This window comes from Wolbachia endosymbiont (group A) of Bibio marci (genome assembly GCF_947251645.1).
Taxonomy (GTDB): Bacteria; Pseudomonadota; Alphaproteobacteria; order Rickettsiales; family Anaplasmataceae; genus Wolbachia.
In genome coordinates this window covers 908,373-931,289 of sequence record NZ_OX366364.1, presented here as the reverse complement: position 1 = coordinate 931,289, position 22,917 = coordinate 908,373, and the positions used below count along the sequence as shown (strand labels likewise).

General features: G+C 34.0%; 23 protein-coding genes and 2 pseudogenes. 20 read left to right on the top strand and 5 right to left on the bottom strand.

Going from position 1 to position 22,917, the window contains the following annotated elements:
- Positions 1-2 precede the first annotated feature (2 nt).
- The 13 genes from rplO (at position 3) to OPR48_RS04840 (ending at position 9,837) form a co-directional block, all read left to right on the top strand.
- The gene (gene rplO / locus OPR48_RS04900; protein WP_265025661.1) at positions 3-473 is read left to right on the top strand and encodes a 50S ribosomal protein L15; all 471 of its coding nucleotides are present in this window, start codon (positions 3-5) and stop codon (positions 471-473) included.
- A gap of 3 nt (positions 474-476) precedes the next feature.
- Positions 477-1,805 carry a preprotein translocase subunit SecY gene (gene secY / locus OPR48_RS04895; RefSeq protein ID WP_265025660.1) on the top strand — a complete coding sequence of 443 codons (1,329 nt, stop codon included), beginning with the start codon at positions 477-479 and terminating at the stop codon, positions 1,803-1,805.
- Positions 1,802-2,443 carry an adenylate kinase family protein gene (locus OPR48_RS04890; protein WP_265025659.1) on the top strand — a complete coding sequence of 214 codons (642 nt, stop codon included), beginning with the start codon at positions 1,802-1,804 and terminating at the stop codon, positions 2,441-2,443. Before secY ends, OPR48_RS04890 begins: the two co-directional genes overlap by 4 nt.
- Positions 2,444-2,502: 59 nt before the next feature.
- Positions 2,503-2,871: a 30S ribosomal protein S13 gene (gene rpsM, locus OPR48_RS04885; protein ID WP_007550179.1), complete on the top strand. Its 369-nt coding sequence runs from the start codon at positions 2,503-2,505 to the stop codon at positions 2,869-2,871.
- Between the two features lie 24 nt (positions 2,872-2,895).
- Positions 2,896-3,282: a 30S ribosomal protein S11 gene (rpsK, locus tag OPR48_RS04880; protein ID WP_265025658.1), complete on the top strand. Its 387-nt coding sequence runs from the start codon at positions 2,896-2,898 to the stop codon at positions 3,280-3,282.
- Positions 3,283-3,303: 21 nt separating this feature from the next.
- Positions 3,304-4,371 carry a DNA-directed RNA polymerase subunit alpha gene (locus tag OPR48_RS04875; protein ID WP_265025657.1) on the top strand — a complete coding sequence of 356 codons (1,068 nt, stop codon included), beginning with the start codon at positions 3,304-3,306 and terminating at the stop codon, positions 4,369-4,371.
- A 7-nt stretch (positions 4,372-4,378) separates the two neighbouring features.
- Positions 4,379-4,807, top strand: a complete 429-nt coding sequence (rplQ, locus tag OPR48_RS04870; protein WP_007550873.1) for a 50S ribosomal protein L17 — start codon at positions 4,379-4,381, stop codon at positions 4,805-4,807.
- A 23-nt stretch (positions 4,808-4,830) separates the two neighbouring features.
- On the top strand, positions 4,831-5,181 hold the full coding sequence (locus OPR48_RS04865; protein WP_265025656.1) for a YraN family protein: 351 nt from the start codon (positions 4,831-4,833) through the stop codon (positions 5,179-5,181).
- Positions 5,182-5,222: 41 nt separating this feature from the next.
- A complete protein-coding gene (gene atpH / locus OPR48_RS04860) occupies positions 5,223-5,783 on the top strand; it encodes an ATP synthase F1 subunit delta (RefSeq protein WP_265025655.1) in 561 nt (186 codons plus the stop codon).
- Entirely contained in the window at positions 5,780-7,321 is a 1,542-nt protein-coding gene (gene atpA / locus OPR48_RS04855; RefSeq protein WP_265025654.1) for a F0F1 ATP synthase subunit alpha, read from the top strand. Before atpH ends, atpA begins: the two co-directional genes overlap by 4 nt.
- A gap of 9 nt (positions 7,322-7,330) precedes the next feature.
- Positions 7,331-7,825, top strand: coding sequence for a transcription elongation factor GreA (greA, locus tag OPR48_RS04850; RefSeq protein ID WP_265025652.1), 495 nt, complete (start codon positions 7,331-7,333; stop codon positions 7,823-7,825).
- Positions 7,826-7,831: 6 nt separating this feature from the next.
- On the top strand, positions 7,832-8,485 hold the full coding sequence (ribB, locus tag OPR48_RS04845; RefSeq protein ID WP_265025651.1) for a 3,4-dihydroxy-2-butanone-4-phosphate synthase: 654 nt from the start codon (positions 7,832-7,834) through the stop codon (positions 8,483-8,485).
- Positions 8,486-8,556: 71 nt separating this feature from the next.
- The gene (locus OPR48_RS04840; protein ID WP_265025650.1) at positions 8,557-9,837 is read left to right on the top strand and encodes a M48 family metalloprotease; all 1,281 of its coding nucleotides are present in this window, start codon (positions 8,557-8,559) and stop codon (positions 9,835-9,837) included.
- Positions 9,838-9,865: 28 nt separating this feature from the next.
- On the opposite strand, the gene OPR48_RS04835 is transcribed toward OPR48_RS04840, so the two are convergent.
- Both OPR48_RS04835 and fabG read right to left on the bottom strand, forming a co-directional pair.
- On the bottom strand, positions 9,866-10,201 hold the full coding sequence (locus OPR48_RS04835; RefSeq protein WP_265025649.1) for a TrbC/VirB2 family protein: 336 nt from the start codon (positions 10,199-10,201) through the stop codon (positions 9,866-9,868).
- Positions 10,202-10,296: 95 nt separating this feature from the next.
- Positions 10,297-11,031, bottom strand: coding sequence for a 3-oxoacyl-[acyl-carrier-protein] reductase (gene fabG / locus OPR48_RS04830; RefSeq protein ID WP_265025648.1), 735 nt, complete (start codon positions 11,029-11,031; stop codon positions 10,297-10,299).
- Between the two features lie 263 nt (positions 11,032-11,294).
- Here fabG and OPR48_RS04825 point away from each other — a divergent pair, with 263 nt between their 5' ends.
- Positions 11,295-12,815: an HlyD family type I secretion periplasmic adaptor subunit gene (locus OPR48_RS04825; RefSeq protein ID WP_265025646.1), complete on the top strand. Its 1,521-nt coding sequence runs from the start codon at positions 11,295-11,297 to the stop codon at positions 12,813-12,815.
- A 52-nt stretch (positions 12,816-12,867) separates the two neighbouring features.
- Here OPR48_RS04825 and OPR48_RS04820 read toward each other — a convergent pair.
- The 3 genes and pseudogenes from OPR48_RS04820 to OPR48_RS07365 form a co-directional block, all read right to left on the bottom strand.
- Positions 12,868-13,764, bottom strand: a pseudogene (locus tag OPR48_RS04820) (HaeIII family restriction endonuclease).
- Positions 13,761-14,633 (bottom strand): DNA adenine methylase, encoded by an 873-nt coding sequence (locus OPR48_RS04815; protein WP_265025645.1) that lies wholly within the window; start codon positions 14,631-14,633, stop codon positions 13,761-13,763. Before OPR48_RS04815 ends, OPR48_RS04820 begins: the two are co-directional and overlap by 4 nt.
- 62 nt (positions 14,634-14,695) lie before the next feature.
- A pseudogene (locus OPR48_RS07365) lies at positions 14,696-14,839 on the bottom strand (transposase); the annotation flags it as partial.
- An 886-nt stretch (positions 14,840-15,725) separates the two neighbouring features.
- Between OPR48_RS07365 and coxB the strand changes: the two are divergent.
- The 6 genes from coxB to OPR48_RS04785 all read left to right on the top strand — a co-directional run bounded on the left by coxB (position 15,726) and on the right by OPR48_RS04785 (position 22,911).
- The gene (coxB, locus tag OPR48_RS04810; protein WP_265025643.1) at positions 15,726-16,490 is read left to right on the top strand and encodes a cytochrome c oxidase subunit II; all 765 of its coding nucleotides are present in this window, start codon (positions 15,726-15,728) and stop codon (positions 16,488-16,490) included.
- A gap of 15 nt (positions 16,491-16,505) precedes the next feature.
- Complete coding sequence (gene ctaD / locus OPR48_RS04805) at positions 16,506-18,056, top strand: cytochrome c oxidase subunit I (RefSeq protein ID WP_265025642.1); 1,551 nt, start codon at positions 16,506-16,508, stop codon at positions 18,054-18,056.
- Position 18,057: 1 nt separating this feature from the next.
- Positions 18,058-18,945: a heme o synthase gene (locus tag OPR48_RS04800; protein ID WP_265025641.1), complete on the top strand. Its 888-nt coding sequence runs from the start codon at positions 18,058-18,060 to the stop codon at positions 18,943-18,945.
- A gap of 176 nt (positions 18,946-19,121) precedes the next feature.
- Positions 19,122-19,559 carry a ribonuclease HI gene (gene rnhA / locus OPR48_RS04795; RefSeq protein ID WP_265025640.1) on the top strand — a complete coding sequence of 146 codons (438 nt, stop codon included), beginning with the start codon at positions 19,122-19,124 and terminating at the stop codon, positions 19,557-19,559.
- Positions 19,552-22,617, top strand: a complete 3,066-nt coding sequence (locus OPR48_RS04790; protein WP_406830824.1) for a YhdP family protein — start codon at positions 19,552-19,554, stop codon at positions 22,615-22,617. Before rnhA ends, OPR48_RS04790 begins: the two co-directional genes overlap by 8 nt.
- Before the next feature lie 171 nt (positions 22,618-22,788).
- Complete coding sequence (locus OPR48_RS04785; RefSeq protein ID WP_265025639.1) at positions 22,789-22,911, top strand: hypothetical protein; 123 nt, start codon at positions 22,789-22,791, stop codon at positions 22,909-22,911.
- Positions 22,912-22,917 lie beyond the last annotated feature (6 nt).

Genomic DNA, 22,917 nt, shown 5'->3' with positions numbered 1-22,917 from the left:
GTATGAATAATGCTGTAAAATTAAACTCTATATTTACTAAATTATCTAAGAAAAAGAAGCCTAAGTTGCTGGGTAGAGGTATCGGTTGTGGTAAAGGTAAAACATCCGGTAGAGGGCATAAAGGGCAAAAGGCTAGAAGTGGAGTTTCCATAAATGGTTTTGAGGGTGGACAACAGTCTATATATACTCGTTTGCCTAAAAGAGGTTTTAAGCCTATACGTAGGAACATATACTCTATAATTAATGTTGGCGATATACAGCGCTTAATGGAAGCTAAAAAAATAGTGAAAGACTCTGTTATAGATAAGGAGAGGCTGTATAAATTAGGTTTTATAAAGTCTATTAAGAATAAAATTAAACTTCTTAATAAAGGTAAGTTGAGCGAAAAATTTGTGTTTCATGTTGATTTTGCGTCAGAAGCTGCAAAAAAATCTGTAGCTTCAGTTGGTGGTAGTGTGGAAATACTATCGTAAATCATGGGCAATAAATCCGCATTTAATAGCTTGGATCTTACGTTGTTATATAAAGGCGATTTATTAAAACGTATATTTTTTACGCTAATAGCTTTAATTTGCTATCGCTTGGGTACTTATGTGCCTATCCCTGGAATTAATCTTGATGTAATTAATGATATATTTCCCAAAGAGGGCTCAGGCGTTTTTGGAGTATTTAATTTATTTTCTGGTGGTGCATTGGCTAGAATGACAATTCTAGCATTGAACGTTATGCCATATATAATGGCTTCTATCATTATTCAGTTGCTTTCTTCTGCGATTAAAGGAATGAAGGAAGTTAAGAATGATGGAGAGTCAGGCCGTAGAAAGATGAATTCTTATATACGCTACCTGACCATAGTAATTTGTGTATTTCAATCAATTCCAATTTTGGTTGGATTGGAAGGGATGAATAGGGAAGGGGTATTGGTTGTAATCGAACCTGGTGTTATGTTTCGTACAATAGGTGTTTTTAGCCTTTTAGGTGGAACTATGCTTTTAATATGGCTTGGTGAACGAATCAGCGCTAGCGGTATAGGCAATGGTATCTCATTAATCATTTTCACGGGCATAATATCAGAGTTACACAGCGCTTTGTCATCTTTGTTAACGTTAAATAAAAACGGTAGCGTATCGTTATTTATTATCCTTTTTGTTTTGATATTGTTTTTTTTACTGCTACTCTTAGTCATTTTTGTAGAGTCTTCTTATAGAAAGGTTATTGTTCAATATCCTAAAAAGCAATTTAAAAGATTACATAATGACGATTTTACTTATATTCCATTGAAGATTAATTTATCTGGTGTAGTACCAACCATTTTTGCTAATGCAATTTTATTGACACCTATTTCAATTGCAAATTTCTATAAGGGGCACGCTTTTTCCGATTTTATTTTGAATTACTTTATGGCAAATAAAGTAGTATATATTGTAGCCTATTTGGTGCTGATAGTATTTTTTAATTTTTTCTATACCAATTTTATATTTAATCCAGAGGAAAACGCAGATTTTCTTAAAAAAAATGGTGGTTTTATACCTGGTAGAAGGCCTGGGAAACATACTTCTGATTACCTTCAAGATATAGTTTTTAAGTTGACATTCATTGGCTCTGCGTATTTGGTAGTTATATGTACCGTACCTGAAGTTATGAGATATTATTATGATATACCATTTATTTTTGGTGGAACGAGCTTGCTGATTATAGTGAACGTTATTACTGATACTATTGTGCAAATACAATCTTATATTTTTTCGAATAGGTACGACAGCTGGATAAAGAAATATGAGTCTAAAACGAGGAAAGTAAGATGATCATTACGATTTTTGGTCCTCCAGGTTCTGGTAAAGGTACTCAGTCAAGCTTGTTAATAGCAAAATATAATTTAAAATTAATTTCAGTAGGGGATTTATTAAGGAATATTATATCTAGCAGTAGTGAGTTAGGTGAAAAAATAAAGGGTACCGTAGAATCTGGTAATTTAATTCAAGATGAAATTATATGTGGATTATTGCGTGACCAGCTTGCATCAATGGATGGTAATTGCTTGTTAGACGGGTTTCCGAGAAATTTAAACCAAGCTCATTTCTTGACTCAAATTTTGCAGGAGAAATATAGTACAGATGTTGATATTGTAATTGAGCTGCAGCTTGACGATAATATTGCAATCGATAGATTAAAAAATCGTCTTGCGTGTTTGGACTGTAAAAGTATATATAGTATATCTTCTTTTAAGAGTACTACTTGTGCTAAGTGTAAAAGTACGAAGTTAGAGAAAAGAATTGATGATGCTGATATGTCTGCAATTAATAAGAGAATAAGTGAATATCACCTTCAAATGAAAGGTTTACGCGAGTATTATAAAGGCAAATTATTAACAATTGACGCTAATTTGAGTGTTGATGAGGTAACGCAAGAGATTGAAAGTAAAATTTCTTGTAATTTGGTTTGACTCTGAGTTGTTTTATGGTATAAATTAAGAGTTGTTATTAATAAAGTATCGAGGTACCAGTGGCACGTATTGCAGGCATAAATATTCCAGTGAGGAAATGTGTTCCTTTTGCATTAACTTATATATATGGTATAGGTATTGCTACTGCGAATGTAATTTGTCACGCTTGCGAAGTTGATAAGCGCAAACGTGTTTCAGAATTACGAGATGAAGATATAGAAAAGATCAGCAGTTTCATTAGGCAAAATTATGTTATAGAAGGTGAGCTCAGAAAAGAAGTGGCTATGAACATAAAATCTTTAGTGGAAATGGGATGCTATAGAGGAGTGAGACATAGAAAAGGTTTACCTGTGAGAGGGCAAAGGACTCATACTAATGCTAAGACTCGTAAAGGTAGATCTCGGTTGCCTATTGCTGGGAAAAAATAAAATTTATTATTATTGTGAGTTTTAATGAAAAAAGTCAAAACGGTTGGTAAGAGTACAAAAGAGTTTATTACTGGTGTTGTTCATATTCGTGCAACTTTTAATAATACTTTTGTAAATGTAACTGATGTTCATGGTAATACGCTATGTCAAACTTCTGTGGGTGCATGTGGTTTTTCAGGTTCGAGAAAATCCACACCTTATGCTGCAGGTAAGGCTGCGGAGGCTGCTGCGAAGAAGGCAATGGAGAGATTTGGTATGAAGGTTGTCTCTGTAATAATTCGTGGTCCTGGCTTTGGTACCGAAGCTGCGGTTAAAGCACTTCAGAGCTGTGGGTTGACTGTGACTTCAATTGCAGATAAAACCGCAATTCCTCATAATGGGTGCAGGTTAAGAAAAAAAAGAAGAGTATAGGATATTTGAAAAGGTTGTTTTATGTATTATAATAATGATGTTTCTCTCTGTAGCAATTTAGATAAATTGATTAAACCTAGTTCAGTTAAGGTAATATCAGATGATTCCAGTGAAAAAAGTGATATAGTGCTAGAACCGTTGGAAAGTGGTTTTGCTTTAACATTAGGTAATGCATTAAGACGTGTAATGTTATCTTCTCTTAAAGGTAGTGCTGTTTATGGAATAAAAATTGAAGGTGTAACTCATGAGTTTACTTCAGTTCAAGGGGTGAGAGAAGACGTAACTGATATAGTATTAAATATGGGCATGTTGAGGTGTAAATTAAATGGTGCTTCTAATAAATGCTTAAATTTAAACGCTAAAGGGCCTTGCCAGGTATTAGCTGGGATGATAGAAACTGATGATCAATGCTCTATTGTTAATAAAGATTTATTAATATGTACGCTGGGGCAAAATGTAGAGCTTAACATGACCATATATGTGGCTAGCGGAAAAGGTTATCTTCCTGTAATTAAGTATAAAGAAAATGAACTTTTGAAGCTTATGAGTGAACAGGATTTAATTGGATTTATTCCAGTTAATGCTTTGTATAGCCCTGTCAACAGGGTTTCGTACAGGGTAGAGAACAGTCGTGTTGGCCAAGTGACTGATAAGGATAAGCTGATATTGTCAATTGAAACTGATGGTACAATCTCTCCGAGTCAAGCTGTTGACTCTGCTGCAAGAATATTGCAGGAGCAACTTCAGCCCTTTATTAGTTCTGATGTAAGTTATAAAAAATTGCAGGTTTCTTCGTCTAGTGGTGCTAAAGATTTGGGTTATGACCCTGTCTTATTGCGTAAGGTAGATGAAATGGAATTATCTGTCAGATCTCATAACTGTCTGAAAAACGAAAATATCACTTATATAGGTGATCTTGTGCAAAAGACAGAAGGTGAAATGTTAAGAACTGCTAATTTTGGCAGAAAGTCTTTGAATGAGATTAAGGCAGTTTTGGCTAATTTTGGCTTGTCTTTGGGTATGAATGTGCTAAATTGGCCGCCTAAGGATATAGATGAGTTGGCTAAACAACATACTGATGAAGATTAGGTGATATATGAAACATGGAATAAAAAAACGTAAACTATCTCGTTGCACTGAACATAGATTATCGACGTTAAAGAATCTATCTATCTCATTAATTAACCATGAGCAGATTGTAACTACTTTACCAAAAGCTAAGGAACTTCGTCCATATGTCGAAAAGTTTATTACAATTGCTAAGAATAAGAATACTTTACATGGTAGAAGACTTTTGCTTTCACGCCTTCATAATAGTAAGTTAGCAGTTGATAAGTTATTAAACGTCTTAGCCAGCCGTTATCAAGATCGTAAAGGTGGGTATTCTAGAATAATAAAATTTAGCACTCGAAAGGGTGATTGCGCTTCAATGGCAGTGATAGAACTGGTTGATAGGGATATTGCAGCAAGAGGTAAGGTTTATAGTAAAAATAAAGAAGGAGGCAAAGTAGTTACACAAAGTTAATTGTTATCATAATTGTTCTTCTTATGGTAAGTAGGTTACGCTACTTTGTAGGTTACTTTGGCGAGTTATTAATTTTAGTATATTTAAAACTGAAATGGTATAATGTTATAAAACGCCGTTACCGTTGTAAGTTCGGTGAAATTGACTTAATTGTATCTAAAAAAAAGGAGCTGATTTTTATAGAAGTTAAAACAAGTTTACTTGGAAAAGAAATACCGATATCTCATCTTCAATGTCATTCTATTATAAATTCTTCTAAGTATTTCTTAAGTAAAAACCTTAGTTTTTTAGATTATTCAGTCAGATATGATTTATATTTTCTTTCCTTAAAGAGAAGACCTGTTTATATAAAAAATGCTTGGATTGAAGAATGAAAGATTTGTAGCTGAATTAATTTAGATTTACTGGATTTAATATGAAAAAGACCCAATACAATAATTTAGTTTCATCTTACGCTAGAGTGCTGTTTCATGTCTCAGGAAGCAGGTTAGGTATTATAAGGAAAGAAGTAGAATTTCTGTTGGCTTTTTTTAAGGATCAACGTGATGTTTTTGTGTACCTATCTCATCCTATGATTTCTTTTGCACACAAAAAAGAAGTGATGCTTTCTATAAATGAGCACTTGAGTGAGAATTTAGTAAAATTTATTATGGTTATATTTGCAAATAAACGCTCTAGTTTATTGATCCTTATATTAGAAAAATTCTTAAGTCTTGCAAGAGAAAATGAAAATGAATTCGAGATTACTATAAAGTCAGCAGAAACTTTAAAGGAATCTGATATAAAAATAATTACTGAATCTTTGAGCTTTCTTGGTAAAATAATAAAAGTAAGCAATGTGGTTGACCCTTCTATACTAGGTGGCTTCGTAGTTAGGTATGGTTTTAATTTGATCGATGCTTCGCTAAAAAGTTGCTTGGATAGGTTAGTTGAATTAAGTAAAATGGAAATATTAAAAGTAAGGAATTTTGTATGAAGAACAGTATGAATGTTTCTGAGATAGCAAGTATAATAAGAGAAAAGGTTGAGATGTTTGATAATCCTATAAAGCGGGAAAATATAGGTGAAGTAATTTCAGTAACAGATGGTATCGCATTGGTTTATGGACTGGAAAAAGCAAAATTCGGTGAAAAGGTATTTTTTGCAAGCGGTGTAGAAGGAATAGTTCTTGATTTAGATCATGATACGGCTGGAATAGTTGTACTTGGTAATGACCGTGATGTGAAAGAAGGGGACGTTGTAAAATGTAGTGGTGATGTTGTGCAGGTGCCTATAGGGCATGAATTGTTAGGGAGAGTTGTAAATGCGTTGGGCCATCCTATAGACGACGGTGGGGAAATTAGAGCCAAAAACAGAATGGATATAGAATCTGAAGCGCCAGGCATTATTGATCGTAAGTCTGTGCATGAGCCACTGCAAACAGGAATTAAAATTATAGATTTGCTAATTCCAATAGGTAGAGGGCAGCGTGAATTAATTATTGGTGATAGACAAATTGGTAAAACTACTATTGCGCTTGATACTATTATCAATCAGAAAAAGATTAACGATGAGGTAAACGAAAATCAAAAAATTTACTGTGTTTATGTTGCTATTGGACAAAAAATTTCAACAGTAGCAAAAGTGGTAAATAAGCTGAAAGAAAGCGGAGCATTAGAGTATACAACTGTAGTTGTGGCTAGTGCATCTGACTGCGCGCCTATGCAATTTTTAGCACCTTATGCTGGTTGCACTATTGGGGAATTTTTCCGTGACAATGGAATGCATTGTTTGATTGTATATGATGATTTATCTAAGCATGCTGTGGCATATAGGCAGATGTCTTTATTGCTCAGACGTCCTCCTGGTCGTGAAGCTTACCCTGGAGATATATTCTATGTACATTCTCGCTTGCTTGAAAGAGCTGCTAAAATGTCTGATAAAAAAGGGCAGGGGTCTTTAACTGCTTTGCCAATTGTCGAAACTCAAGCTGGTGATGTATCTGCATATGTGCCAACAAATGTTATTTCAATTACCGATGGGCAGATCTTTCTTGAGTCTGAATTATTTTATAAAGGATTTCGACCTGCAGTAAATATAGGTTTGTCAGTTTCACGGGTTGGTTCTGCTGCACAACTAAAGTCTGTGAAGAAAGTTGCTGGTTCTATAAAGCTAAGCTTAGCTCAGTATAGAGAATTAGAAGATTTCGCAAAATTTGGTTCTGATCTTGATGCTAGTGTTCAATTATCCTTGAATAAGGGTAAATATCTTGTCGAGTTATTAAAGCAAAAACAACATTTACCTATGTCAATAGAAGAGCAAGTAGTGCTGATGTATATTTTTTCTAACCTGTATAATCAGTTAAGTAAAATACAAATAAGTTACATTAATAAATTTGAACATGATCTTATTAATTATTTTCATACTGTGCATCCTGGGGTTTTAAAAAAGTTGTCAAATGACATGAGTGATGATATAAAAGGTGATATTTTTAACATTGTGAGTAATTTCGTTACTCAATTTAATTGCGTTTAGGTGGTGATTATGGCTTCATCCATTATTAATAAATTTCCTATAACGAGTAAAGGTTTTGAGAATATGCAAGCCGAACTTGAAAAATTAAAGGAAGAAAAACCTTCTGTGATACAGGCTATTTCTGATGCTCGCGATCAAGGTGATTTGTCTGAAAACGCAGAGTATCATGCAGCACGGGAAAGGTTAGGTTTTATTGAAGGCCGTATAATGGAGATAGAAAGTAAGCTCTCACATGCGGAAGTAATAGAAGTAAAAAATTTGTCTGGTGATTCAGTAATGTTTGGTGCAACTGTGACATTAAGCATGTTAAGTGATAATAACGGTGAAGTGGAATATGTTTATAAGGTTGTAGGCGAATATGAAGCTGATGTTTCAAAGCAGTTAATATCTACTAGTTCACCACTCGGGAGTGCCTTAATCGGCAAAAAAGTCGGCGAGTATGTGGAAGTGACAGTGCCAAATGGAGAGAAATTGTATAAAATAGTTAAGATTGAATTTAAGTAAATTATTATGGTACAGGCCACTTATGCTTCAATGAGTCTATCCGGTATTTCTTCTGTGGAAGATGTATTAGAGGATGCTCGTTCCGGTAAATTATTTATTTTAGTTGATGATGAAAGTAGAGAGAATGAAGGTGATTTGGTTGTCTTAGCTGAAAAAGTAAAACCAGAACATATGGCTTTTATGGTTAGGTACGGTACTGGCATTGTGTTTTTAGCTATGACAAAGCTTCATATGAATAAACTAAATCTTGAGTTTATGAGAAGAAGTAATGTGGATGAAAAGCTTACTCCTCATACTGCATTTACTACGTCAATTGATGCGCGTTATGGCATTACAACAGGTGTTTCTGCTCATGATAGAACGCATACGATACTTACCGCTATTGATGAAAAGAGTACTAAAGATGATATTATTACTCCTGGGCATGTTTTTCCTATTATTGCAAATGATGGTGGGGTTTTAGCACGCAATGGTCATACTGAAGCAAGTGTTGAAATAGCAAAGTTAGTTGGCTTTAATCATGCAGCTGTAGGGTGTGAATTAGTGAATGATGATGGCTCTATGATGCGCTTACCTGAGCTGCTTGAATTTGCTGAACATCATAAAATTAAGTTAACCACCATCGACAAACTTATCAGTTACGTCAAAAAATCAAACTAGCGTTTATAAATTTGTATAATTTAAGTGTTAAAATATAAAATTCCTGTAAGTTGTACAAATACAGAATTTTCATGTTTAAAATTGCTAAGTTTTTGACTTTATTGTTCTTTTTTGCATATTATAATAATGCTTACTCTATTAACATTATTAGAGATAGTGAAGTGGAAGCAATAGTGAAAGAGCTAGCGCAACCTTTATTTTCTGCTGCGGATGTTGATAGTGACCGAATGAAGGTTTTTATAATTAATGATAATTCGATTAACGCTTTCGTAATTAACAATAACAGTATCTTCATTCATTTAGGGCTTTTACGATATTCGGCTAAACCTTATGTCCTGCTTGGTATATTAGCACATGAGATTGCTCACATATCTGCTGGTCATATATTGCAAATGAGTAGTGCTATGGGTTATTTTCAATCGATAGCAATGATTAGTTATATGGTAGGATTAGTTTCTAGTATTATCATTAACCCTCAGGTTGCTGGTGCAATTTTGCTTAGTGGTGTAGCGCTCAGTTCAAGGCTATTTTTTAACTATTCTCAAGAGCAAGAAAGTGTAGCAGATAGCTATGCTTTAAGATACCTTGATGAGTCTTGCTATGATAATTCAGGTATGAAAGAGATTTTTGATTATTTTAAAAGTATTGAGCATGAGAACACCGAGGAATATTTTCGCACTCACCCACTTAGTGAAAAACGCGTATTTGCTGTACAAAATTATAAGGTTAAAAACAACGTAAAACCAATTTTTGCGGATAAGTTACTAAAGTTTGAGCGTGTGGTTGCAAAGCTAGACTCTTTCTTTACTCCTATTCATGTGTTATCTAATAAATATGAAAATAATTCTGAGTATGTAAATGCTATAGTTTGCTATAGGCAAGGAAAGATAGAAGAGGCTATTACTAAAGTTAATTCATTGATTCAAGAGTCATGCAATGACCCATACCTATATGAATTAAAAGCAGAAATGCTATACAAGGCCGGAAATTTAAGTGAAGCAATAAAAATGTATGAAGAATCGCTTAGGTATTTATCTGAGAAGAATAGTTATTTAGTAAAACTCGCATTATCTCATATTTTATTATTACACAGTGATGCAAAAAAGGCAATTTTTTACCTAGAGCAGATTTTGAATGTAGAACCAAATAACGCTTTTGTCTGGAAATATTTAAGCATTGCATATAAATGTGACGCTGATGCGGCAATGTATTATTTTGCTTTGACAAAAAAGGCTTGTATTGAAGGTGATTTAAAGCAATTTACAAAATATGCTGAGCTAGCTGTTAAAACTTTACCAAAAGATAGCCCTTATTTGTTGCAAGTTGAAGATATGAAGCGGTTTAATGGATAACAAAAAAGCATTTCTGTACTTTTATGGGTTATTTCTTTCCACACTTTTCCAACATAATTTTTGCTTCATCGCTTACGTTGGGCATAATTTTCGTTATGATAGTTTTAGCGCCAAAAAATACACCACAGAACATGCCAAGAGCAAAGAGGGCTGGCCACGGCATCCTGCCAAATATTGCAAGCAAAGCTGCACCAATTATTACTACCGTCATAAGTGGACCGCCTACCCCCCAAACATAACCAATAATATTGCATATTACTTTAGTTGTGTCATCCATATCAGGATCAGTGGTAGCTGCATAACCTGAGAAAGAGAAAAGTAATACTATACAAAAAATACTAAAAAATTCCATTATAGAGCTCATTTTTTTGCCTCTAAATAATAAATTAACGCAAACCTAAACCTACACATATTTTTATTTTAAAGTAAAAATTATAATTTGTCCATACATAAGTGTTGCTACATAAATAACCCACCATTAATGTTAAGCACATGCCCTGTTATATATTTTGCTTCATCACTTGCTAAAAATAAGACCCCTGCTGCTATTTCTTCCCCTGTTCCCATTCTTTTCATTGGAATATTATCTAATATTTTTCCCTTTTGTACTTCATTTAAAACTTCAGTCATTTTAGTATCTATAAACCCAGGAGCAATACAATTTACTGTTATATTACGACTTGCAACTTCTTTTGCTATAGATTTGCTCATAGCTATTATTCCAGCTTTAGACGCTGCATAATTTGCTTGCCCGGCGTTTCCTGTCAGCCCTATTATTGAGGAAATATTTATAATTCTTCCCCAATTATTCTTAATTAGTTTCCTGCATACTTCTCTACTCAGCTTAAATGTAGAGCTCAAGTTAATATCAATTACTTTTTGCCATGCTTCATCTGTCATCCTCAATAATAAACTGTCTCGCGTAATGCCCGCATTGCATACAAGCCCGTCAAAGCCTTCCATCAACTCACTTGCTCTATTTACTAGTTGATTTACTTCCTCAGCATTTGATAAGTCACAAGGGAGTACGTGCATATTTTTTTCATATTGTTTAGCAACTTCTTCGAGTACTTCTTTTTTTGTGCCAGAAATACATAAAGTTGCTCCGGCTTTGTGCATAATTTTTACAATTGCTTGCCCTATTCCGCCTGATGCGCCAGTAATCAGGAATTTTCTGCCTTTCAATCCAAACATAATAACTTTATATTATCTTAACTCCTAACAGAATATTGACTGGTTGGCAATAGATTTCTTACATAATATAAGTAACTCAGATATTCACAAAATAAAGAAAAAGTTATAATAAAGTTAAACGTCAAAAAATTTTAAAAACATAGTTGCAGGAATTGTTACTAAATAGTTTATTCTGGTGCTCTACAGTCTAAATGGAATGCTTAAATTATAGATTCTTTGTTTTTGTGTGTTATCTTGAGTTAACACAAATTCACAGTAGTATTATGATAAGTAAGTTAAAAAAGCTTAGCGCTGGATTTTCTTTGACAGGCTTGATTGGCCATAGTGATAATATAAATATGCAAGGAGCAAAAAATAAAAAGAAGAAGTACCCAAAATTTTTGGATAAGACGTTTGCATTGATTGATGCAGTGATAAATTTTATTTTAAAACGCGAAAGTAATAACGTAAATGAAGTCCTGAAAGTAACATGGGGGCCACTATCTTTTGGTCTGATAGTGATACTCATCTTTTTTGGAATAGGCGGTATTTGGTCGGCTATAGCTCCAATTGACGGTGCGGTGCATGCAAGTGGAGAAGTTATTGTATCTTCAAATAGGAAAATAGTTCAACACTTGGGCGGAGGAATAATAAGCAAAATTTTAGTAAAAGAGAGCCAAGCAGTTAAAAAAGATGAGCCTCTAGTTTTGTTGAGTGATGTTAACGAGAAGGCGAATTTAAGTATTATCAAAGAGAAGCTCTTATCATTTTTAGCAACAGAAGCAAGGCTTCTTGCAATCAGAGTAGATTTGGACACGCTCGAGTTTCCTGATGAGGTTAAAAAATTATCTCACGATGAACTTGTAAATAAAGCGATAAAGAATCAAGTAAAGTTGTTCAACTCTCAGAGAAAGAGCATATTGGGAAAAACAGACATACTGCAACAACGTATAAAGCAGTTAAATGATGAATTAGCGGGGCTAAACTTTCAACTAAATGCAGCTCATAAGCAATATGACTTGATAACTGAGGAGTTGGAAACAAAAAGACAATTACTTGATAGTGGCCATATAAGCAAACCACACATTTTAGCTTTAGAAAAACAGTTTGCTGAAATTGAAGGCAGAGTTGGACATTACCGTTCTGCAATATCTCAAGTGCAGCAAAAAATTGGAGAGAATGAATTAGAAATTATAAACGTAAAAAATGATTCTCAAGAAAGAGCAAACGCTGAACTTAAGGAAGTTAGTACGTCTATTGCAGACTTGAAAGAGAGGCTGATGGTTGCTGAAGATTCACTGGCACGTACAATAATTAAATCCCCTCAAGATGGGATAGTTACAGATATAAGATACCATACTGAAGGTGGTGTTATACAATCTGGAGTTCCGATCATGAGCGTAGTGCCATCGGATGATGACTTAATAATAGATGCTAAAATTCAGACCAGAAACATAGAAGAGGTACTGTCAGCACAAAAGAAAGATAGCAACATAGTCTCTATTGATGGGCTAGAAGGACTAAAGGTTAAAGTCCGGTTAAGTGCTTACAGTGCACGTCGTTTAAGTTTGATTAGTGGTATAGTAAGCCATATTTCTCCTGACGCTCTTGATGATCCAAGACTAGGGCGTTATTATTCAGTGCGCGTGGTGATACCGAAGTCAGAGCTTGCTCAGTTTAAAAATGTATACCTATACCCTGGTATGCCAGCAGAAGTGTACATAGTTACTCAATCCCGTACTCTTTTATCATTCTTGTTTACGCCTATAATTGCAACAGTCGATAGGTCTTTTATAGAAAGGTAGCTCACTCGTTAAAGTAGTAGTGAAAGTGCCGTAATAAAATTTAGGTATATAGTTAGACAATATCAATAACATGTAGCCCTACACTACTTGCAATCCCTATAAATTGAATATCGAATTTTAAAGAAGGCTCTGTTTTGCTACTTGCATTATGAAGCCTAAAAGAAATAGTCCATCCACCCTCAAACATTACTTCTATTGTACTTAACGAGCCAGACTTTCTTTCTATTACTCGTATTCTTTCAGGTATTTTCCATTTTGAACCGTATTCTAATGTGCCGCCAATATTGACGGACTGCAAAGAGACTGTTTTTCTTTTACACGCTGTTTTTAACATAATCTTATAAAAATCATGACGCCCAAGTAAATATCTGAAAAATTTTTCAACAAATACACCTCTAAAACTTTCACATAGCCGTTTAAGCTCATCCTCAAACGCTGTTAAAACTGGCAAATAAATTCTTGTTTCTTTTCCTTAAATATCTCTAAATAGCATATTCTGAGCACGCATTTCTCTTAATTGCATAAATACAGGCTGAATAGTCTTAAAATATTTTTCGCTACATGGATGATCTGTCCATTCTTTACCAAAATCAATTTTATCTGAAAGTCGAGAATGTTTTATTGCAGCATGATTGTATTTAGCTGAAATTCCAATTTGACCTTTAGGGACTTCAATCACAATATCTCGAACATCACCCTGTATTCCAACACCGCCATCTTGAAGCAAAATAGAACGTGCATTTGTTACTCTAGCATCATGCGCTTGCAAAAACATTGCTGCCTCACTAGATGCTTTTTCTAATATATATTTATGTAAATCTTCTAAACTTCTATAGCAATTTTTAGCTACCTCAAAAGAAGAATTTTCTTGAATCTTTGCTTTTGTTATTTGATAAAATGCTATAGCTAATGTATACTCAAACGCCTTTCCGTTTATGTTTTGCTTCATGCTATCTTCCTATAGTCTTTACTCAAGATTAAAACCTCATTTGATTTTTTAGAGTTACCCATCCCATAAGTCCACTTGGGTGTAATAATACGATACCCTGTATACATATCCCGTATTTCTTCGCAATCATTGTACGACAAAATCCATCCATCACGAGTCGCTAAAAGTTTGGCAAGTCCTTTATGATCAAAATCTGTGTGTTGATCACCTCTTTTTCCATATAGTTTTTGATCAATTAGATAGGGAGGATCACAATATAAGAAATCATTTGCGTGTTTAGGAATACTTTTTTTAAAGTCAGCTGAATTCACAGTAAGATTTTTAATTGAGAACTTTGCCAATCTTTCTATTGAACTTGGTGTAAAACGTGGGTGTCCTGGAGACATACCGCCCGACAATGTTGTACCGCTGAAAGATGAGCGATTTAATGCAAAAAATGCTGCAGCAATTTCAACTCTATCTTTCAAGGTGAAAAATGTTTTTTGTAAGTTATAAAACATGATAGATGTCATATTTTGATACTTCCGCACCACCTCTGCAAGGTAAGAAGCATCTTTTAAAAGCACCTGCCAAAATCTTACTAATGGTTCAAAGGCGTCATAACCATAAACTTTTGTTCCTCTGCTGGCTAACGCTAACTCTATTGATCCTCCGCCTATAAAAGGAGAGCAAAGCGTAGGTAACCCTTTTGGAATATATTCATTAATGATTTGGGAAACAGCACGACTCTTACCGCCAGGATAACGAAGAGGAGACTTTACAGGCAAAACAACTTTATTTGTTTCTTTTTCTTTGTTTGGTTTTTTCCCTACACTAGCAAGTATTAATTCGTTAAAAGAAGCATTTATTTTAACTTTCTTTTCATTCATATAGTTGGCTCAAAATATGTGGTCCTTTTCCGAACTTCGGACCATATGTGTTAAAACATTCATTAAAGTCCATGTAAACGTATTATGCCGGTTGAAAATTCATCTACATAGCGATTTAAATATTTAACACTGAAGTGATGAAATGTACCATGCTTTAGAACAACCCAAAAACTTTCAACTCCATCAGTGCTTGCTTGTTGTTTAACATATTTACCGGCAGAATGCCTAACACTTTCATAAGTACAATTTCCTAAACCTAATAACCTCCATAATCATTGTCGATTCCTATTTCTCCTAGAAACATAACATTTTCAATTGTCCATGATTCCCTAACTCTTTGCAACATACACCACGCTGTCTTTTGAGTTATGTGTTAAAAACTACTTGTCTAATTATGCATATGAATTCCAAAATTTTCTAGGTTCTGTGGGCAAAAATGTAATAGGAGAGAAGATGAACATATTTATAAAACGTCCATAATTGAATATTTTTTTGTCAAATCAGGAATTTTAGCGTATTTTGCCTTGTTTTGGCGAAAGACCTTCATGAAATTTTGCCCATTTGGCTTCTCTAAAGATTTCGTTTACAAAATCTAGTAACTCAGCTATGCAGAATGAAAAAAGTTTGTATGGTATACAAATAGTGTGTTTTTTTATAATTATTTTCTATAATGCATAAACCTTTGGTCCAGTAAATGCTACCATAGGCATTAAAAATTAATTAACAAACTGCAATGTATAATGAGATAAAGACACTTGTAAGATTTTGATCTTACAGATTATAAACTTGTCATAAAGTTTAATAGTGTCTGTTACTGCTTTTAGGTGTGAGGCTAGAGGGTTATTAGCAGTAACAGACACTATTAAACTTATTATAGAATTTACTTAAAGTAAATACTTAATTTAAAATATTATAATATTTTTACTTACAATAGATTTATGTAAATGCTTTTTTCCTCAAATTAGTATTGTACTATTATACTTGTTGAATGCTAAAAAATTATTAACCATCACTAATCTCTATTTGCATAGTAAGTTTATATATACTATTATACAGTATATCATTTAGTTTTATAGCAAACAAACAAAAGATATGGTGAAGTTACTTGCACTATTGATAATATTTTACTCAAATATATCTGTTGCCTCTGCTCCTACTTCCTGGCAATTTGGATTTCCTGCTCCTGCAACTGAAGTAATGGAGGCTGTAGTTAGGTCACATTCGTTTGTGATGGTTGTGATGGTTGCAATAATGCTTTTTGTGTGGGCGCTGCTTGCTTATATAGCGTTTCGCTTTCGTAAAAGCAAAGTAACAAACATAAGTAAAACTACCCATAGTGTTCCTTTAGAAATTATTTGGTTTGTTATACCAACTATCATTGTTGGAATATTAGCCTTTGAAAACGCTAAATTACTGAAGCTACAGGAAGAAATACCGAAGGCTGACATAACACTAAAAGTTATTGGCCATCAATGGTATTGGAGCTACCAATATCCAGAATATCAAGGCGTGTCGTTTGATAGTTATATTAAGGGAGAAAAAGACTTTATCGAAGGAGATTTAAAGCTATTCTCTGTTGATAACAACATCGTTTTACCCGTTAATGCTAACGTTCGTTTACAAGTTACAGCAGGAGATGTGATACACAGCTGGGGAGTACCAGCTTTCGGTGTAAAAATTGATGCGATACCAGGTAGGCTGAATGAGGCGTGGTTTAATGTCAAAAAGCCAGGTGTTTATTATGGGCAGTGCTACGAATTGTGTGGTCCAGGCCATGGATTTATGCCAATTGTTGTTGAAGCAGTAAGCAAAGAAGATTTTAATAAGTGGATCGAAAATAGAAAATTAGTGAGTTAAATTTGGAGTATAGATATGAGTGATGTACCAAAGGGCATAAAGCGTTGGTTGTTTTCCACTAATCATAAAGAGATAGGGACACTGTACATTATTTTTTCCATATTAGCTGGAATTATTGGTGGATTATTATCAGTGATCATTCGTACTCAGTTAATGCACGTCAATATACTTAATAATAACTATCAATTATATAACGTAATGATTACAGGCCATGCATTAATAATGGTATTTTTTATGATAATGCCAGCCTTAATGGGAGGATTTGGTAATTGGTTTGTACCCCTTATGATCGGTGCACCCGACATGGCATTTCCTCGTATGAATAATTTGAGTTTCTGGTTATTAGTGTCATCTTTTGTTTTGCTCATTCTCTCAGCATTTGCTGGCGAAGGTGCAGGTACGGGTTGGACTTTATATCCGCCTTTATCACAAATTATGTCCCACCCGAGTGCAGGAGTTGACCTTGCTATACTTGCACTTCATGTTGCTGGTATGTCGTCAATTGTTGGGGCGATCAACTTTATAGTTACTATATTTAACATGCGCGCAAAAGGAATGTCATTAACTAAGATGCCACTGTTTGTTTGGTCTGTCTTGTTAACAGCATTTATGTTGATTGTTGCCTTACCAGTGCTTGCCGGTGCTATAACTATGCTTCTTACTGATCGCAATGTTGGTACTTCCTTTTTTGATCCTGCCGGTGGTGGCGATCCTGTGTTATTTCAACATCTATTTTGGTTTTTTGGTCATCCAGAGGTTTACGTAATTATTTTTCCTGCATTTGGCATCATAAGTCAGGTTGTATCAACTTTTTCTCACAGACCTGTATTTGGTTACATAGGGATGGTTTATGCAATGATAGGTATAGCAGTATTTGGCTTTATGGTTTGGGCTCATCATATGTTCACTGTTGGGCTTAGTGCTGACGCTGCTGCATTTTTTAGTACTACCACAATTTTTATCGGTGTTATAACTGGTGTAAAAGTCTTTAGCTGGATTGCAACTATGTGGGGCGGAGCGATTGAGTTTAAAACCCCTATGCTATTTGCACTAGGTTTTATTTTTATGTTTGTTGGCGGTGGCATAACGGGAATAATTCTCTCTCATGGTGGAATAGATAAGCTCCTGCACGACACCTATTATGTTGTTGCTCACTTCCATTATGTCATGTCACTTGCTGCATTGTTTGGAACTTTTGCTGGCTTTTATTATTGGATTGGTAAAATGTCGGGTAGGCAATATAATGAGCGCTTAGGTCAAATCCACTTTTGGCTTACTTTTATTAGCACCAATATCACTTTTTTACCTCAACATTTCTTAGGATTAGCTGGTATGCCAAGGCGTATACCTGATTATCCTGATGCGTTTATCCCTTGGAATTATATATCCTCAATTGGCTCATATATGTCCTTTGTTTCAGTTATGTTTTTTGTGTTTATAGTTATACATCTCTTTAAATGGGGCAAGAAAGCTGGAGATAATCCTTGGGAAGGTGACACCTTGGAATGGACGGTATCTTCACCACCGCCTTTTCATACTTTCGAAAAACCACCAGTGGTAAAATAGAATGTACACAAGTATTTTGCTAAATGTTGAATCAACAATACTGGATTTTTGGCGTTTGCTGAAGCCAAGGATAATGTATCTTGTGGTATTTACTGCAGTTGCTGGTATGGTTACTGCACCAGGTAGTATGCACCCTTTTCTAGCACTAATATCTCTTATATGTGTTGCTCTTGGCTCAGGATCTGCAGGTGCTATAAATATGTGGTATGACAGAGACATAGATCTGCTCATGGAAAGGACAAAAAACCGCCCTATACCCTCAGGTAGAATTTCTGCAGAAAGCGCGCTTGAATTTGGTATAACTCTTGGAATATTATCAGTATTTATCATGGCAATAGCAGTAAACTATATTTCTGCTGCTTTGCTTGCAGTTAGCATATTATTTTACGTTTTCATATATACAATTTGGCTAAAAAGGCGCACTCCGCAGAATATCGTTATCGGTGGTGCAGCAGGTGCTTTTCCTCCAATGATTGGCTGGGCAGCTGTGACTAATTCTGTCAGTTGGGAAAGTTTCATTTTATTTTTAGTAATTTTTATGTGGACTCCACCACACTTTTGGGCCCTATCTTTAAATAAGTCTGAAGACTATGCAAAGGCATCAATTCCAATGTTCAATATTGTTTATGGTCCGGAAAAAACAAGAAAATATATATTAATTTATAGTGTTTTGCTGGTGCTAACTAGCTTGCTTCCGGCTCTATTTTTGAAAAAGGCTTTACTTTATCTAAGCATGGCAACCTTTGAAGGTTGCGTTTTTATTTGGTACGCTGTATCTGTTATGAAGTTCAAGAATCACAGCTCACAGAAAAAAATGTTTTCTTATTCAATTTCTTATCTATTTTCCCTATTCGCCAGTATTATTTTTTGTTCTATTGATTTATTTTAGTTATGAAAGAACGGCAGAAGCATAAAAACTATTTTTTACTTTTCCTTTTGGTAATGCTCGTTGTCACACTTTTTTTTGTTTCTATAATAAAATTTAAAGGTGCAGCTTAAACTACCTTTAGAAATTGTGCTTTCATAAAAGCAACTATATACTTTATTAATTCATTACAGTTAAAGATGAGTAAAAAAGAAGTGATAATACACACGGATGGGGCGTGTTCTGGTAATCCTGGAGCGGGAGGATGGGCAGCTATCATATTATTTCAAGATTATAGAAAAGACATTTATGGTAGAGAAGAAAATACCACAAACAATAAAATGGAGTTAACAGCGGTGATCAATGGGCTGAAAGTATTGAAATTTTCTTGTAATATTAATTTATATACGGATAGTCTTTATGTTAAGTATGGCATAACAGAATGGATAAATAAGTGGAAAATGAATGGCTGGAAAACAAGTAATAAAAAATCAGTAAAAAATATGGAATTGTGGAAAGAGCTAGACAACGTTGCTTCACAACACGAAATTGATTGGAAGTGGGTTAAAGCACACAGTGGCGATAAGTATAATGAGGAGGCTGATAGTTTAGCAAGAAAAGCAATAATCGATGCTTAAAAAAATTACTATATTATTTTCCGTAGCTTTATTATTCATATTGTGCTTCTTTATTTTTTTTAAGCCTTTAGAAATCAATATTAATTATATTGATTTTTATGTTAAACATAAAATATCAAAAATATTTGTTGGCTCAAGCGTTAATATGGAGAATACCTCAGTTGTTTGGCAGAAAGATGGCAAAGATCCGTATTTAGTCATTACGGATTTGGCAATAGCAAACCCTAATTTTACTATAAAAGTTCCTGAGCTTTTTGTACATTTTAAGTTAAGTTCCTTATTTAAAGCTAGCACAAATCTCTCTCAGATTTCAGCTGATAATGTGCATGTATATATCAAGAGAGAAGAAACTAATGTTAATCCGCAAAACTCATTAGACCTTTTGGATAATCATTATTTAAGTAATAACCGCCTTCCTTCGGTGTCATTCCAGCGCGTGACGCTGGAATCTAGAAAAAAAGAAACAAGTGGTCAAGCTACTTGGATGACAACTGGGATGACAGGGAAGAATTTCAAGATGACAGAAAGTAGTGCAAAAAATCTATTAAAAACAATAAGGGAATTTTTTTTTGACTTAAATGCGGATTCAAAAATTGAATTTACTAACATTGCTATTGATAAAAGCACAGAAGATGAATTTTTTATTGATAAATTATATATAGGGAAGGGGGAAGATTTTAATGTTTTAGATATTCATGTGAATACAAAAGATGGAAAGGGATTTTTGGATGATTTATCAATTACGATAAAAAATCGCAACAATTTGCTAAATGTGTACGGGACATTTTATGACCTAAAATTGGGACTATTGAGCGAGTTTTCTACATTAGTTAAAAGCTACAATTTGGACAAAAATATAGGATTCAAAGGAAGCTTCTCAGTGAAAATTAATAAAAAGGATGAAATCGTAGATGGAAATATATACGTATTGAATACAGAAAATTATTTGGACAAAAATTTGGCCTTAACTAATGTAAATATAAATTTAACATATAGTGATGGAATTATTAGTGTAAAAAACTTCCATTTTAAGTTAAATGGTATGTATCTTTCTTTAATAGGCAAAATGAACTTTAGTACAAGCCATGCTTTGCTTAGAATTAATATTAGTAAGTTTGCTGCAAAGGATTTATGTACTTATGTACCAGATAGTGTAGTAAATAGTAAATTTAAAAGCTGGTATTGTGATAATATTGATGGGGATGTTTTAAATACCATTGTAAGTTTCAATGGCAAAATTAAAAATTTGGTTGATGACGATCTGTCAGACATTGTAATTGTTGCTGATATAGAAAACGGTAGCGTAAAATTTGATGAAGATTTTGAGCAAGCAAGGGAATTAAACGGTGACTTAACCTTCAAGAATAACAATCTCAAAATTACTGCAAATAGCGCTAAGTTTCAGAATTTCACTATTAATGGCGGTGATATTGAAATGAAATCTCTCAATAAGGAAAATTCAGTTCTAACCATTAATGGCCAAGCTGTAAGTGATGCTTATGGTTTATATGAGCCTATAAAATTTAAGCTGGATGATGTGGTGAAGGTTGAAAGGGATAAAGTAAGTGGAATGGCAAAATCTGTATTTAATTTTCGCATTTTTAATCTAAATGCTGATGACAAAAAAGTAGACTTCTCAGCAAATTTTCATTCTGAAATTGACAATTTGGCCGTCTATAATGCAAGTCTTGGTAAATATGACATTAAGCTTAGTTTTGGCAGTGACTTTATAGATTTAAATGGTAGTGGTATGGTGAATAACACACAGCTATTATTTGACCTGAAAAGTAGCAATAGGAATGAAAGTTTTGCCTGGAATTTGACCGGAGATTTACCCGCTCAAATACTTAATTTTGATAAAAATATAGGTGGCTATGTCAATACAAATATAGAATCGGTGATAAATCAAGATAAGACGGGGCATGTTAATGGTAATATGGATTTATCAGAGCTTGAATCACGTTCAAGTTATTTTGGGTGGAAAAATCGTTTTGAAGATCACAATAAAGTTTTGTTCTCTGTAAAGTTAAAAGGTGCCGATGAATTGTTAGTAGATAAATTAGACATTGTAGGAAGTGATTTAGATGTAAAATTCAGCGGAAGAGTAGGAAATGGAAATTTATATTTAAATTCTAGTAGCTTTAAATTGCCTGATAATGATTTTAGTATAGAAATTGAATCAGGTAAGGAAAAAAATGCCATAACTATTTATGGTGAGAAAATTAATTTGAGTGATATTTTAGGCTTGCTTGGCAAAAACAGTAATGGATTAAACAAAGATATAGAAATTAGTATGAATGTTGACAATGTAATTATGAAAGAAGGCATTGTTATAAAAGATGCTAAGCTGAATGTAACCTGCACTAAAGGAGATTGCGGTGGAAGTCAATTTACAGGACAGTTTCTAGAAGATAGCAGCAACATACTAGCGGAATACAGTGGAATAGGGCTCGAAATATATGCAGATAATGCAGGTATACTTTCGCGTTCCTTAGGCATTAGTAAATCAGTCAAAAATGGTAAGTTTTCTCTTTATCTATCTCCTCAGAGAGAAAATGAAGAACATTATGGCATGTTATCTATTAGTAATTTTTATATCAAAGATGCTCCACTACTCACTACTTTATTATCGATGTCTTCGCTTCCTGGTATTGTGAATGCTATAAAGGATGAAGGTGTATACTTTTATAAATGTAATGTACCTTTCTCATACAAAGATGGCTCTGTCGAAATTGAAGAATCTTGGCTTGAAGGGGCGGAATTAGGCATTAGCACTAGCGGTAAGCTCGACATTAGAAATTATAAATTCCAAGTTGAAGGACAGGTAATACCAGCATATTCAATTAATAAATCTTTGTTAAAAATTCCTATAATTGGGAAACTTCTTACTGGCGGGAAAAGTAGGGGAATCATTTCAATAGACTATAAAGCGAGTGGTGATGACAAAAACAATAACGTATCTGTTGATCTTATCTCTTCGCTAACTCCAAACCTATTAAAGAGGTTATTGGGAGTGTTTGACCGCATTATGACAAAAAAACTGACGAAAGTGGCTTAAAAGGTGGTGTGAAAAAGAAATTTGGTTCGATATGACCAAAAGGGAAGTTGTTTAACAAAATTATATAGCTAAAGTGACTTAGATTTACCGACAATTTGAAAAACCGTCATTCCGCTACTAGTTAGCGCCGCGACGGTATGATGTGTTGCTTGGGTCAGCTATAGACAGAAAATGCAAGAATTTCATAATGATCTGCCTAATTTTTCATCTAATTATTTAAGTGATGCCACTCCCTTTAGCCTCTCTATATTTGCTGAGGCTATACAGTTAGAAAGGGTAGGGGAGTGGCTATAAAACAGT

Excerpts from the sequence above, each read along its gene's own strand:
- fabG (WP_265025648.1), bottom strand. The coding sequence starts at position 11,031 with ATGTTTGGATTGAAAGGCAGAAAATTCCTGATTACTGGCGCATCAGGC.
- atpA (WP_265025654.1), top strand. The coding sequence starts at position 5,780 with ATGAAGAACAGTATGAATGTTTCTGAGATAGCAAGTATAATAAGAGAA.
- OPR48_RS04875 (WP_265025657.1), top strand. The coding sequence starts at position 3,304 with ATGTATTATAATAATGATGTTTCTCTCTGTAGCAATTTAGATAAATTG.
- OPR48_RS04835 (WP_265025649.1), bottom strand. The coding sequence starts at position 10,201 with ATGAGCTCTATAATGGAATTTTTTAGTATTTTTTGTATAGTATTACTT.
- OPR48_RS04815 (WP_265025645.1), bottom strand. The coding sequence starts at position 14,633 with ATGAATGAAAAGAAAGTTAAAATAAATGCTTCTTTTAACGAATTAATA.
- ctaD (WP_265025642.1), top strand. The coding sequence starts at position 16,506 with ATGAGTGATGTACCAAAGGGCATAAAGCGTTGGTTGTTTTCCACTAAT.
- ribB (WP_265025651.1), top strand. The coding sequence starts at position 7,832 with ATGGTACAGGCCACTTATGCTTCAATGAGTCTATCCGGTATTTCTTCT.
- OPR48_RS04825 (WP_265025646.1), top strand. The coding sequence starts at position 11,295 with ATGATAAGTAAGTTAAAAAAGCTTAGCGCTGGATTTTCTTTGACAGGC.
- atpH (WP_265025655.1), top strand. The coding sequence starts at position 5,223 with ATGAAAAAGACCCAATACAATAATTTAGTTTCATCTTACGCTAGAGTG.
- OPR48_RS04790 (WP_406830824.1), top strand. The coding sequence starts at position 19,552 with ATGCTTAAAAAAATTACTATATTATTTTCCGTAGCTTTATTATTCATA.
- greA (WP_265025652.1), top strand. The coding sequence starts at position 7,331 with ATGGCTTCATCCATTATTAATAAATTTCCTATAACGAGTAAAGGTTTT.
- rplO (WP_265025661.1), top strand. The coding sequence starts at position 3 with ATGAATAATGCTGTAAAATTAAACTCTATATTTACTAAATTATCTAAG.
- rnhA (WP_265025640.1), top strand. The coding sequence starts at position 19,122 with ATGAGTAAAAAAGAAGTGATAATACACACGGATGGGGCGTGTTCTGGT.
- OPR48_RS04840 (WP_265025650.1), top strand. The coding sequence starts at position 8,557 with ATGTTTAAAATTGCTAAGTTTTTGACTTTATTGTTCTTTTTTGCATAT.
- rpsK (WP_265025658.1), top strand. The coding sequence starts at position 2,896 with ATGAAAAAAGTCAAAACGGTTGGTAAGAGTACAAAAGAGTTTATTACT.
- OPR48_RS04800 (WP_265025641.1), top strand. The coding sequence starts at position 18,058 with ATGTACACAAGTATTTTGCTAAATGTTGAATCAACAATACTGGATTTT.
- coxB (WP_265025643.1), top strand. The coding sequence starts at position 15,726 with ATGGTGAAGTTACTTGCACTATTGATAATATTTTACTCAAATATATCT.
- OPR48_RS04785 (WP_265025639.1), top strand. The coding sequence starts at position 22,789 with ATGCAAGAATTTCATAATGATCTGCCTAATTTTTCATCTAATTATTTA.
- OPR48_RS04890 (WP_265025659.1), top strand. The coding sequence starts at position 1,802 with ATGATCATTACGATTTTTGGTCCTCCAGGTTCTGGTAAAGGTACTCAG.
- rplQ (WP_007550873.1), top strand. The coding sequence starts at position 4,379 with ATGAAACATGGAATAAAAAAACGTAAACTATCTCGTTGCACTGAACAT.
- OPR48_RS04865 (WP_265025656.1), top strand. The coding sequence starts at position 4,831 with ATGGTAAGTAGGTTACGCTACTTTGTAGGTTACTTTGGCGAGTTATTA.
- secY (WP_265025660.1), top strand. The coding sequence starts at position 477 with ATGGGCAATAAATCCGCATTTAATAGCTTGGATCTTACGTTGTTATAT.